We start from the raw sequence: 12853 nt of genomic DNA, 5'->3' as shown, positions 1-12853 counted from the left end.
AGGCTCACATCGACACAGACAAAGGTTTCCCATGCAAAAAGTTGTCTTGGCCACCGGTAATCCCGGTAAAGTTGCCGAACTTTCCGAGTTACTCAAACCCTTACAAAAACAAATTGTGGCGCAAAGTGAATTTGCCATTGTGGACGCCGAAGAAACCGGCACCACCTTTGTAGAAAATGCCATTATTAAAGCCCGCCATGCGGCAAAAATCACCGGTTTACCCGCTATTGCCGACGACTCTGGTTTAGCAGTGGATTATCTTAATGGTGCGCCGGGACTATATTCTTCACGTTATGCTGGCAGCAACGCCAGTGATCACGACAACGTACTAAAATTACTCGCAGCACTAAAAGACGTGCCCGAGTCGCAACGCGGTGCAGAGTTTCACTGCGTATTGGTGTATTTACGCCATGCCGATGACCCAGCCCCGCTGATTTGTCATGGTAAATGGCGCGGCCAAATCACCGAGCAGATCCACGGTGAAGGCGGCTTCGGTTATGATCCGGTATTTTGGGTTGCCGAACACCAGTCCACCTCCGCCCAGCTCAGCAAGGCAGAGAAAAACGCCTTAAGTCACCGAGGCCAAGCCCTTAGAGAATTATTAGCACAGCTTAATCATTGCGTATGTTAAGTCTTGCGCCGCCATTAAGTCTGTATGTTCACATCCCTTGGTGTGTTCAAAAATGCCCCTATTGTGATTTCAACTCCCATGGCTTAAAGCAAGACTTACCAGAAGCGGCATACATCAGTGCGCTTCTGGCTGACCTTGAACAAGACTTAGCACGTTTCCCCACACTACAAGGGCGCCCCTTACACAGTATCTTTATTGGTGGCGGCACACCAAGCCTGCTGTCTGCCGAAGCGATTGCGCGCTTGCTGCAGGGAATCAAGCAACATTTGCAGCTTGAGCCCGACACCGAAGTCACCATGGAGGCCAACCCGGGCACCGCCGAAGCAGACCGCTTTAAAGGCTACTTTCAAGCGGGCGTGAATCGTTTGTCGATTGGCGTACAAAGCTTTCAACAAAGCCATTTAAGCAAACTGGGGCGGATCCACAGCGGCGAAGAGGCGCTGCGGGCCTTCGAATATGCGCAGCAAGCTGGCTTTAAACGGATCAACCTCGATTTAATGCATGGCCTGCCTAAGCAAAGCCTTGAGCAAGCGATGCAAGATCTACAGCAAGCCTTTGCGCTTGGCCCCAGCCACCTGTCCTGGTATCAACTCACCATTGAAGCCAATACCGCCTTTGCATCACGACCGCCCGCCTTACCCAACGAAGATCTGTTGTGGGATATTTTCGAGCAGGGACAGCAGCAATTAGCTCAGGCTGGCTATGCACAATACGAAGTGTCGGCCTATTGCCGCGATGGAGATCGCTCACAACACAACCTCAACTACTGGCGCTTTGGCGATTACTTAGGTATTGGTTGCGGAGCGCACGGCAAAATCACTGATTTGCAGACTCAGCATTTATTCAGAACCGAGAAGCTAAAACACCCGAAAGGCTACTTAGATCCGCAGCGGGAATTCCTCTATAAACAATGGCCAGTGGCAAACCAAGATTTAGCCTTTGAGTACTTCTTAAATCGGCTGCGCCTGTTTGAAGCCATCCCGAAAAGCGAGTTTGTGAACTTAACAGGCTTAAGTTTAAGCGCGTTGGAAAACTCACTCGACAGTGCCAAGCAACAAACCTTGCTGGAAGAAAATGCCACTAGCTGGCAGGTCACAAAAAAAGGCCGTTTATTTCTAAACGACCTACTGAATTGCTTTACCGATTAAATTAGGCTTTAGGCTTCGCGAGCGAAGATCAAATCCCACACCCCGTGGCCTAAACGATGGCCGCGGTTTTCAAACTTGGTTAAGGGACGCCAATCCGGACGCGGTACATAATCGTTAGTTTCAGAAGTATTGCGATAGCCTGGCGCCGCCTGCATCACTTCTAACATATGCTCGGCGTAATGCTGCCAGTCGGTCGCCATATGAAATACACCGCCAATTTTGAGTTTATTACGCAGCAATTCAACAAATTCTGGCTGAACAATGCGCCGTTTGTGATGACGTGATTTATGCCAAGGGTCGGGAAAGAACAGTTGCACCGTATCGAGGCTGTTGTCTGGAATACTATCGTTTAAAACTTCTACTGCATCGTGTTCAAAGACCCGCAGATTGTCGATCTGCGCATCCACTGCATCGGCCAAACAAGCACCCACCCCAGGGCGATGCACTTCAATGCCAATAAAATTAGTCTCAGGCGCATGCTTCGCCATCTCCACCAAAGAGGCGCCCATACCAAAACCAATTTCGAGTACAGTTTTCGCATCGCGACCAAATACCTGCGCCAGCGAATAGTTTGCGGCCTGATGATCCAGACCCAAGGTTGGCCAAAACTCGGTGAGCGCATTTTCCTGGCGCTTGGTTAAACGACCTTCTCGTTTTACAAAGCTACGAATTTTACGAAGTCGTTTGTCTTCGGCTTGCTCTTGAGGGGCCTCAGGAGCCGGGTTTTGATCTTGCTCACTCATGATAATTCCAGACTAAGAAATTGCAGGGACGTTCTAAATGTAGAACAGGGCTGGCATTATCCAAAGTTCTGGCCTTTGTGCAAGCTTTGCCCATTGAAAAACTCAAGTCGACTGAATTTTGAAAAGGCTAAATCAAGGCACCCGGTGGCATTTATCTAAGGAAGATAAAAGTATACTCAGCTCAGATTTATACCAGTGGCGTGAAAACTTCTAACTAACTGTGTCAAACGCTGGGGATCAATCGCCTTGCAAATTTGCCCCGCAGGTTGTTTAAAGGTTGGTACGTCTTCAGCAGCAACCATCGCATTAATCACCGACTCTTCGATTGCTTCGACACTGGCCAGATAAAAATCATCAAAAACCTCATCGTTTAAACAATGCATGGTGCGCATGGGCCCGGATAATTGCGGCATTTCTTGTTGATTTGCGGTGCTAAAGGCAAGAAAAATATCCCCCGAATTGTTTCCTCCCGGAGAACCATTGCGACCAATGCCAATCGCCGCCCGCTTCGCCATCCGCTTCAGCTGATGCGGTAACATCGGTGCATCGGTTGCCAAAATCACGATAATTGAGCCCTGCTCATGCTTGCTATGGATCCGATCTTCGGTCATCACTTTACCTAATGGCGCACCGAGTACATTAAACCAAGGACGAATGCCATGATTTGCCTGCACTAAAGCGGCTACCGTGTAAGTCTGCCCATCCACTTCGACCAAACGCGACGATGTTCCGGTGCCGCCTTTGAAATCATAGGCAATCATTCCGGTTCCCCCACCAACATTTCCTTCGGCAATTTTTCCAGCCGCGGCATTATTCAAAGCAGCCAGCGCATCCTGTTCGGTAATATGCAGCGCATTAATATCATTCAAAATACCATCAAAGGTTTCGGCGACAACCGGCATTGCCCATAGGTGATGCCCCTGCCACACCGCTTGATACTGCTGAATCATCCACTTCACCGCCGCATGGTGGGTCATCCCCACACCATGCGAATTGGTAATCATAATCGGACCCGTGAAGTAACCTCCATCTTGGATCCAGTGAGTCCCGGTCATTTCACCATTCCCGTTTAAGGCATACATGCCAGCCCATACAGGCCTTGGAGTATGACTTCGCCCATGTGGCAAGATAGCCGTAACCCCGGTGCATGCCGGAGAGAGGGGCTGTTCGTTTCTGATGGTTTGATAACCAACTAAAACGCCTGCAACATCGGTAATCGCATTGTTAGGGCCAGTACGTCCAGGAAAGGGAAGACCTAACTCTCTTGCTCGTCGTTTAGACATCATATTGCCCATACTCTCCTTAATCACTTGAGTTCTTAGATTTGAAATAAATACCGATCGAGGCGATAGCAACAGAAAACAACAGCATCAAAGTAGCAATGGCGTTAATTTCGGGTTTAATCCCGCGACGGATCATACCTAAGATAAATACCGGTAAAGTCGTGGAGTCCACCCCACTAATAAAACAAGTAATCACCAAATCGTCCATCGAAATAATGAAACTAAGCATGGCACCGCCAATAACACCCGGTAAAATGAGAGGTAAGGTGATACGGCGAAAAGTTTGCCATTCATTTGCCCCCAGATCGGCAGAGGCCGACTCTATCTTCGGATCCATGCCAGCTAAGCGAGCGCTTACGACCACAAACACATAGCTGCTCAAAAAGGTGCAATGGCCAATAATAATCGTCGTATTGCCCAGCGTGAAACCGGCACCAACGAAGAAAATCAGCAACGCAATGCCTAATACAATGTCAGGCATCACCATCGGAACAAATAACAGTAACCGGTAAAATCCTTGTAATTTAAAACGAAAACGTGAAATGGCGATGGCTGCGCTAGTCCCCAATAGGGTCGCGATCAATGTGGCGCTACAAGCCACTTGTAAACTATTTTTCAGGGCATTCAATAATTGTGCGGTTGAATTCACATAGCTATTTGAATCCGCTAAGTGGGTCTGCGCGCCAAAAATACTGCGATACCAATCAAAGGTAAAGCCGTCCCAAATCATGATATTAATCGGATTTGAGTTAAATGAATAAATCACAATAAGCAGCACGGGGGCATACAAAAATACAAAGAAGAACGTACTATATACAGATAATAAACGGCCTAATGCAGTTTGCTTCTTCATCATCAGTTCCTAAGGTTGCTGTACTTTTTTGGCGGAGACAAACAAATAAAACGACAGAATGGCCAGCATCAAGAAGATAATCACCATCGACAAGGTCGCGCCAAAGGGCCAATTGCGAGCATATAAAAACTGTTGCTCCACCATGTTGCCAATCATCATCACCTTGGCGCCGCCCAATAAGTCAGGCACCACAAAATTGCCGAGACTAGGAATAAAGACCAAGATAGAACCTGCGACAATCCCGGGAATGGTCATCGGAAGGACCACTCGTCTAAAGGTGGTAAATGGGGTCGCGCCTAAATCTTGGGATGCTTGCAACAAGCTCATGTCTAGTTTTTCAACACTGGAATAAATCGGTAAAAACATAAATGGAATAAAGATATACACCATGCCAATGATGACCGCGGTGCCTGAAAACATCAGATTTAAGGGCTCAGTAATAATGCCCGCCGCCTGTAAGAACTGATTGGCAAAACCGGAATTACGCAAAATCAGTACCCAGGCATATAACCTAACCACCATACTTGCAAAAAATGGCAAAGTAATAAGGAAGATAAAGAACGACTTCTGTTTTGCCGTTAAAGTAGCGACCCAAAAAGCAACGGGATAACAAATCACCAGGGTGCAAATCACCGTTGCACTCGCGAGCCCAATCGAACGTAATAAGATCTCAAGGTAAACCGAGTCAAACTCTTCATAAACACCATCGGCCCAGCCAAAAACCCGACCGTAATTCCAATGATAAAAATTCCACTCCACGCCCCCATACAGGCCCGGTTCCAAGAAGCTATAGAGCAACATAATACCGAGTGGGATCAGAAAAAATATCCCAAGAAACAAAGTCGTTGGAGCCAGCAAACCAGCTAACATCAGCCGCTGGCGTGCTCGAATAAACACACTCATGGCTTACTCCCAACGGCTGATTCAGGAATGGTATGCACTGCCTTGGGCTGATAATAAAGCACAACTTGATCACCTTGTGCCAAAGGAGTGGCATGTTGGCGCACTAAGGCCGATAACTGAAAGCCATTCGACAAGTGCCCATGCAATTGATAATCGCTGCCAATAAATACCACTTGATCAAGGGTCATGCTTAAACTCGCAAGCTGTTGCGAATCAAGAGGTGGCGTTAGCGACATTTGCTCGGGACGAAGCAATAAGGTCATCGGTTGGCCTAACGATGCCTCAGCGTCTGTACTGTGTATTCGCAAGCCACCACAATCAATTTGAATGCCCTGCTGGTCTTGCTCGACGACTTTTCCGGTAAAGATATTACTTTCACCAATGAAGGTCGCCACAAAGTTATTTTTCGGGCGATGGTATATCTCATCTGGCGTACCAACCTGCTGAACCTTGCCACCGTTCAACACCACAATACGGTCAGACATGGTCAAGGCCTCTTCTTGGTCATGGGTGACAAAAATAAAGCAGATCCCTAATTCTGTTTGTAGATTTTTTAATTCAATTTGCATTTTTAAACGCAAGTTTTTATCTAAGGCTGACAAGGGTTCATCTAACAACAGTAACTTAGGACGGTTAATGATGGCTCGAGCTAAGGCGACTCGCTGCTGCTGGCCACCAGACAGTTGTGCTGGATTACGTTTTTCGATCCCAGCTAAACCCACCATCTCTAAGGCCTCTGCCACACGTCGGTTACGCTCGGTTTTTGCCACCTTTGCGACATCCAGACCATAACCCACATTGTCTCCCACCGACAGATGAGGAAATAAAGCATAGGACTGAAACACGGTATTCACCGGCCGCTTATGCGCAGGCTTGCCAATAATCGATTGACCATCCAGCAGAATATCGCCACTGTCGATCTCTTCGAAACCAGCCACTATTTTCAATAAGGTCGTTTTCCCACACCCAGAAGGACCAAGCAAGGTGATAAATTCACTCTGGGCAATAGACAAATCCACCGAATCCAAAGCATGTATCACTCCCCCTTCGGGCGTAATGAACTGACGATGAGCGCGACGAATTCGGACATATTCAGGGACTGGTACCGCAGTAGACATAAACAACCTCAAAAAATAAGAAAAGCGGGCAAGCCCGCATGCTGCAAACGATTAAGAAGAAGTACGGATTTTGGTCCAAGCTCTGTCATACAACTTAATGCCTTTACCTAATTCCTTAAACATTTGTAGTTTGGCTCTCACCGAAGCCGGTGGGTTAATACTCGGATTATTACGTAAATAGTCAGGCAACAATTCAATCGCATCTTTGTTCATCGTGCCGTTGGTTTGCTGCTTGGCATTTAAGGCGGCAATTTCAGGCTGGGTAAAAAATTCTAAGAATTTTTGGGCGTTCGCTTTATTCGGAGCACTTTTAAGCACACACATATTCTCTTGGTATTTGGTCGCACCTTCCTCGGGGATCACATACGCCAGCTCATCGGGATTCTCAAATACATATAACATTGCTCCGACATACCATTGAGCAGCAGCAATATCACCGGATTGCACCATCGGAATGCTGTCATAAGTAAAGGCTGAAATATTACCTTTTTGTTGAATGATATAGTCTTGCGCTACTTTTAAATCATCTCGGTCAGTACTGTTGACACTTTTACCATGAGTGATCAAACCTACACTAATAACTTCGCGCATCTCATCCAACATGGCGATATTTTTACCTTGCTTGGGTAACGCGAAGAAATCATCCCAAGAATTCAGCTCTGGAACCAACTTCTTGTTATAGAGGATCCCCACGGTACCCCAAGCGTAAGGCAAGCAGTATTCTCCTTTGGGGTCAGATTCTGCGGTAAGAAAAGCGCTATCGATATGCTTAAAACCCGAGTACTGATTAATATGAGTTTTTTCGAGTAAATGAAGCTGCGCCATAATGTCTTGCATGTGTACCGAAGGAAACACAATATCGTAGCCCGTCGCACCGGCCTGTAATTTAGCGAGCAACTCTTCATTAGAAGAATAAGTGTCTAACTTCACTTTAATTCCAGTCGATTCAGTAAAGCGGCTGAGCACCTCTGGGTTGATATATTCTCCCCAGTTGTAAAGGTTTAAGGTCTCTTCTGCCGACGCAACTTGGGAATAGCTAAAAGCAGCGCATGCGAGACTTGTCGCAAGCAAAGCAGTTTTCAGCATATGACCTCTTTTTCTAGAAATTGAACAGTTCATGAGCTCACCTTTGTTGATTGAAAAACAGTTAATTTGTTTATAAAAACACCACCCCTTCATTCTATGGTTAGGCATGATTATTTCAATATCAATATATGTTAGATTCGTAACATATTATTTTAACTTGAAAATCAATAGGTTATAAAAACAACTCTCTAGCAAGCACTGTTCAACTGTATATTTATGCACTAACTTGGATATATCGGCCTTGGTTTCGCACAGAGATGATGCAATAAATTGTTAATGACACAGGAGACAATATTTTGAAAAATACTTTTTCTTCAAAACCCGAGTTTATCGCCAACAACACCGCTCAAAAAATACAAGCTTTAATCCCTAAAGCCACCAAGTCAGAAGCGAGAGTCGCACAATTCATTCTATTAAACCTAGACCGAATCAGTTACGAGACTGGGGCTTCCATCGCCGAGAAAGCAGCCGTGAGCCAAATTACCGTGAGTCGTTTTCTAAAGCGGGCTGGCTATCAAGGGATCGCATCCCTCAAGGAAGCCTTGCAAAAAGAAGTGATCCCGATACAAGAAAGTGACAACCAACGCCTACCCGTTGACTCTTTTTACCGAGAAAATTTCAAACATGAGCTGCAAGCAATGATGCGTTTATATGAGCAATTTGAAACCGAACATTGGCAAAGCCTAGTTGCTTGCGTGAGTGCAGCCAGCAAAGTTTATGTTTCCGGGTTTCAATCTATACGCGGCGCAGCGGAAGACTTTAGTCGTCGCTTATCTTTGGCTCGCGACTCGGTGCAATACCTTTCACCTCACGATAGTATGCTGGCAGAATGGCTTGCAGAGGTGCCGCACTCCCAACAAGGCTACCATGCTTTAGTGATTTTAGATGTGGTGCCTTACGCAGCAGAAAGTCGCAAACTCTGTGAAGAAGCTCAAAGAGAAGGGATCCAAATTGTCATCATCACCGATGAGTTTTGCCATTGGGCAGTTGAATATGGAGCCCATATTATTTATTCAAAATCTAAATCTGGGTTATTTTTAGAATCCACTTGGGGAATAGTGCTCACCACCAATATGCTGGTAGATGCGGTTGCTAAGCGCTCCCCCAATAGTGAACAGCGGATCAAACGCTGGCAGGAAATCGCCAAACGTTTAGATTTTTTTTAGCCGATTGAGTGTGCGCTTGAGCACGACCTCACCCTAGAGCCCCATTAACGGCCTTCCTCAGAGCAACACAAACAACTGCTGCTGAAGATGCGGCCCGACTGGCTTAAACACAAACCTAAGACTCATCGGAGCATCAAGCACATCATATCTCTAATCTCATCCCGCGAGAGTCGGAGCTGTCCAGACGCAAGCACTTCCACAAAATGGGACAAACCTTCCGCTGACGAGCATAGACGAACAAGACAATGCTCGCAGCGAGGTCTGAATTCTAAGATATCCACTCCTTTCATTTTCGAACACGCGCTCTTAATTAAACAAAGCGCTGGTCAGAACGCTTATTAACAATCTCTTGCTCGCTAGCTTGCAGCCAACCCGAGCGGCTCTGTGCTACCGCATCAAACTTGGCAATATAGGGTTTAATATCCAATAAGGGCGTGCCATCGAGGATATCGATACCCTGTACATAGATCCGATTGCCCACCACCTGACTCACCTCAAGCACCGACATACCAATGTGATTAGGTCGTAGCGGTGAGCGAGTAGAAAACACCCCGCGGGGCTGAGTATCCATGAAAGGCGTCACCCGCAACTCGGTGCGAATGGCTTTGTGAAAGTGATAAATCAGGTAAATATGCGAGAATCCTTCCAGATCGGCCAGCCCCTCGGCGTATTGCGGGTCTAACACGATCTCACCTTTGACCTCACTCGCCCCCTTGGGTTGGATCGGCATATCTTCTAAACACTGGTAGGGAGAATGGATCACCCCGATGGATTGGATCTGCGGCATCAGCTGACTTCCTTTTATTCGCTAATAACTTGATAAACAATAACCATACGCTCAAGCAAGCACTTGTTCCAGCACGCCCGCCATTTGAAGCGAGGCGACATTGACCCCGCTCTGAAAGCGATCGCTCAAGAACCCTCAGCCCCGTTTTATATTAATTGCTCCTCGACCAGCAAATGCCCCCGTTGAACAAAGCCGGGATTGAAGGCTCATTTTCTCAAGCCAACAATCAATCCTGCTAAACATCAGTCACGAATAGCCTAAGCGCTTACTATCGACCGCCATTCAAGCATCCGCAAGACTGGACCAGCACATTATTTTTTGGTTTCAAGCATAAGAAAGTTAAAGTATTTTTGTGCATTTATGCAGGCTGGTGTTGTAAGATTTGTCGTTCGCATATCCCATCCTGAGTGGCGCTTGATGGGCTTTGTTGCCAGCGATATGAAACAACCAGACTTGTGGCGTTAACTTTTTTGGAGGAAGGATGGACCGTCTATTAATTTCGGCAGCCAGTTTATACCAACGACTCGCTGATGATGATCTGAGGATTATCGATGTCAGCATGAAATCCGTGGTTGGGAAAGAAGCTATCGTTTATGAGACATTATCAGTCATTCCCAACAGTTACTATGTGGATTTGTCTAACGAGCTAGTCGACCATTCAAGTCCGCAGATCCACGCATTTCCATCATCCACGCAAGTATCGAAGCTGATGGAGAGTCTTGGGATCACCGCCAACACCACCATCGTAGTATATGATAACCAAGGGATCTACTCGTCGCCAAGGGCATGGTGGATCCTCAAGTCTTTTGGCCTCGCGAAGGTCTATATACTAGACGGTGGTCTCCCTGAATGGCTGAAACACAACTACCCAAGCGCCACGGAATACCGCACGAAGGCTCACTCAGGAAGCTATCCCCCATTAAGTTTTTCGACTGATGCTCTGGTTTTCAAGCAACAAGTCCTTGCTAATCTTACTCGCCAAGACTTTAGTGTGATTGATGTTCGCGCTTCTGGGCGATTTACTGGCGCAGCGCAAGAACCAAGACCAGGCGTTCGAAGCGGACATATTCCCAAGTCGCTCAATCTGCCTTTCGAGCAAACCCTTGATGAGCATAAGTACAAAAGTTCAAGCGAGCTACAAGCCTTGTTCTCTGCAGTAATACAAGATACTTCCAAGCCACTGGTGTTCTCTTGTGGCTCCGGCATTACCGCTTGTATTGGCTTAGTTGCAGCCTTATTAGCGAACTACACGCAGGTGGCACTTTATGATGGCTCTTGGTCTGAATGGGGAAGTGATCATGCTCTGCCGATAGAGCCAAGCCAACCGTAGCGCCTGTGAATAAGCAAACAAGCTGGAGCGGCGCGACTATTTTGGCTTAGTTTTTCAATCTTGGCGAAGGTCTTCAATGATTAAAAAACGTTCAAGCAAGGTCTTGGCGTTCATCGGTAATCCCTCAGGCAACGAACAGTAAGATCACCATTGCGCCTCAAATGGCTGAGCAGCAATGCTGCAAAGTTGGTGACGCATAAATATGGCCAAACATACCGCGAGTTCGATTAACAGCTCATAGACATATAAAAGGGGGCCTATCGATGCCCCCTTTCAGCGAGATATCCGCATAAACAGCACAATGCTTCGCTCAACGCAGCTTACTTATATTTAAAACGATTCACCTGTTGTACCATTTGAACGCTCACCTCAAGCAAGTCTTCAGTGGCTTGTTGTAACTGCTTACTGTCCTGACTCAACGACGCCGTACCTTGGCTCAACGATTCCACATCCTTGGTGACCGCATTGGTCACATTGGCTTGCTCCTCACTGGCGCTGGCTATCATGTTCACCATGTCATTCACCGAACTCATTTCTTGCTTAATCTGAACCAAAGACTCACCCGTGCCCTGCGCCGACTTGATGGTTTCGCTCACCATCACCTTGCCCGCTCGCGTGGCTTGATAAGAAGTTTCGGCCTGAGTTTGCAGATTACCGATAATTTGTTCAATTTCAGTGGTTGATTGGTGGGTTTTTCTGGCAAGCGCCCTTACTTCATCGGCCACCACGGCAAAACCACGTCCCAACTCCCCTGCCCGTGCGGCCTCAATGGCCGCATTCAAGGCCAAGAGGTTGGTTTGTTCGGCAATGCCTTTAATCACATCTAATACACTACCAATATTATCACTCACTTGTTTCAGGTTACTTACATCTTCAGCAGTCTTATCTAAGTTATCAACCAGCGCTGTTACCTGAGCAATATTATCATCAATGGCCCGATGTCCTTCGATGGAAAGTTGATACGCCTGCTGCGTTTTACTGGCAGTATTTGCGGCATTCCCGGCAATGTCTTTGGTGGCAATTCCCAGTTGCTGAAGATTGCCCAAAGAGGTGCTGGTGAGCTCAGTCTGCTCGATGGTATTGGCGGTGCTTTTATCGTTAATCATCCGCACATTTTCGGATACCAGCTCTAAGTGACTGGCTGCATCCGCCATATCCTGCACAATGTGTTGCACGGTTTGAATAAAACTATTAAAACTGCGACTTAGCTGGCCAATTTCATCATCACTCTGGAGTGGGATCCGGGCGGTTAAATCGCCATCACCTTCGGCAATTCCGGCCAGCATGATATTTACATCCGCTAAGGGACGGATCACTAACTGACGCAGCGATACGATCATTAATATTAGAATTAGAGCCGCCATGACAACGATGGTGAGAATCTCTTGATGTAATTTCTGGATTAAGGCGGAGTCCATGACTTGACGCGTCACTGCAACTTCAATTTGACCGGTGGCTTTGCCGTCCCACGCCATCGGTATGATTAAATTATCATCAACACTGGCTTGACGAGTCACACTTTTCGCCATCAACTTACCACGTTGATCGCTGACTTTAATGCCGACAATCATTGAATCATCACTGAAAGAATTAATAATCGCTTGAATGACATCCAAGTCATAAACAAATATCGGTTCATTTAGAATAATACTCATTTGTTTGCTTAGGGCTTGTTTTTGATGCTCGTATTGCTGAGTCAGGCTGGCATTGCTATTCCAGTACAACACGCCCACAACCAGCAGGCCCACAATCAGGATAGTCGCAACAAGTAAACTAGAGAGTTTAGCGGTAATAGTTTTCATAAA

12 protein-coding genes are annotated in these 12853 nt (G+C 46.7%); 4 read left to right on the top strand and 8 right to left on the bottom strand.

Annotation, left to right across the window (positions count from 1 at the left end; all coding sequences use genetic code 11):
* Positions 1–31: 31 nt before the first annotated feature.
* Together rdgB and hemW are read left to right on the top strand one after the other, a co-directional pair.
* Positions 32–631 (top strand): RdgB/HAM1 family non-canonical purine NTP pyrophosphatase, encoded by a 600-nt coding sequence (rdgB, locus tag ACRRS0_RS04740; RefSeq protein WP_432454355.1) that lies wholly within the window; start codon positions 32–34, stop codon positions 629–631.
* On the top strand, positions 625–1779 hold the full coding sequence (hemW, locus tag ACRRS0_RS04735; protein ID WP_432454357.1) for a radical SAM family heme chaperone HemW: 1155 nt from the start codon (positions 625–627) through the stop codon (positions 1777–1779). Before rdgB ends, hemW begins: the two co-directional genes overlap by 7 nt.
* Positions 1780–1787: 8 nt before the next feature.
* Here the strand turns inward: hemW and trmB are convergent, their stop codons facing one another.
* From trmB to ACRRS0_RS04705, 6 genes are all read right to left on the bottom strand, one after another.
* Positions 1788–2522, bottom strand: a complete 735-nt coding sequence (trmB, locus tag ACRRS0_RS04730; protein WP_432454358.1) for a tRNA (guanosine(46)-N7)-methyltransferase TrmB — start codon at positions 2520–2522, stop codon at positions 1788–1790.
* Between the two features lie 176 nt (positions 2523–2698).
* On the bottom strand, positions 2699–3808 hold the full coding sequence (locus ACRRS0_RS04725) for a P1 family peptidase (RefSeq protein ID WP_432454359.1): 1110 nt from the start codon (positions 3806–3808) through the stop codon (positions 2699–2701).
* 16 nt (positions 3809–3824) lie between these two features.
* The gene (locus ACRRS0_RS04720; RefSeq protein WP_432454360.1) at positions 3825–4661 is read right to left on the bottom strand and encodes an ABC transporter permease; all 837 of its coding nucleotides are present in this window, start codon (positions 4659–4661) and stop codon (positions 3825–3827) included.
* A gap of 6 nt (positions 4662–4667) precedes the next feature.
* The gene (locus tag ACRRS0_RS04715) at positions 4668–5561 is read right to left on the bottom strand and encodes an ABC transporter permease (RefSeq protein WP_432454361.1); all 894 of its coding nucleotides are present in this window, start codon (positions 5559–5561) and stop codon (positions 4668–4670) included.
* Positions 5558–6679 (bottom strand): ABC transporter ATP-binding protein, encoded by a 1122-nt coding sequence (locus tag ACRRS0_RS04710; protein WP_432454362.1) that lies wholly within the window; start codon positions 6677–6679, stop codon positions 5558–5560. The genes ACRRS0_RS04715 and ACRRS0_RS04710 overlap by 4 nt, the downstream gene beginning before the upstream one ends.
* A 51-nt stretch (positions 6680–6730) precedes the next feature.
* A complete protein-coding gene (locus tag ACRRS0_RS04705; RefSeq protein WP_432454363.1) occupies positions 6731–7765 on the bottom strand; it encodes a polyamine ABC transporter substrate-binding protein in 1035 nt (344 codons plus the stop codon).
* A 296-nt stretch (positions 7766–8061) separates the two neighbouring features.
* Between ACRRS0_RS04705 and ACRRS0_RS04700 the strand changes: the two genes are divergently transcribed.
* On the top strand, positions 8062–8931 hold the full coding sequence (locus tag ACRRS0_RS04700; protein WP_432454364.1) for a MurR/RpiR family transcriptional regulator: 870 nt from the start codon (positions 8062–8064) through the stop codon (positions 8929–8931).
* A gap of 310 nt (positions 8932–9241) precedes the next feature.
* On the opposite strand, the gene tsaA is transcribed toward ACRRS0_RS04700, so the two are convergent.
* Complete coding sequence (gene tsaA, locus ACRRS0_RS04695; RefSeq protein ID WP_432454365.1) at positions 9242–9718, bottom strand: tRNA (N6-threonylcarbamoyladenosine(37)-N6)-methyltransferase TrmO; 477 nt, start codon at positions 9716–9718, stop codon at positions 9242–9244.
* 481 nt (positions 9719–10199) lie between these two features.
* On the opposite strand from tsaA, the gene ACRRS0_RS04690 reads away from it, so the two are divergent.
* The gene (locus tag ACRRS0_RS04690; protein ID WP_432454366.1) at positions 10200–11048 is read left to right on the top strand and encodes a sulfurtransferase; all 849 of its coding nucleotides are present in this window, start codon (positions 10200–10202) and stop codon (positions 11046–11048) included.
* Between the two features lie 320 nt (positions 11049–11368).
* On the opposite strand, the gene ACRRS0_RS04685 is transcribed toward ACRRS0_RS04690, so the two are convergent.
* Positions 11369–12850 (bottom strand): methyl-accepting chemotaxis protein, encoded by a 1482-nt coding sequence (locus ACRRS0_RS04685; RefSeq protein ID WP_432454367.1) that lies wholly within the window; start codon positions 12848–12850, stop codon positions 11369–11371.
* Positions 12851–12853: the final 3 nt, after the last annotated feature.

Origin of the sequence: Agarivorans sp. QJM3NY_29 (assembly GCF_050870835.2) — a bacterium.
Taxonomy (GTDB): domain Bacteria; phylum Pseudomonadota; class Gammaproteobacteria; order Enterobacterales; family Celerinatantimonadaceae; genus Agarivorans.
Note: the sequence above shows the minus strand (reverse complement) of the source record. Positions and strands in the feature narration are given on the sequence as shown.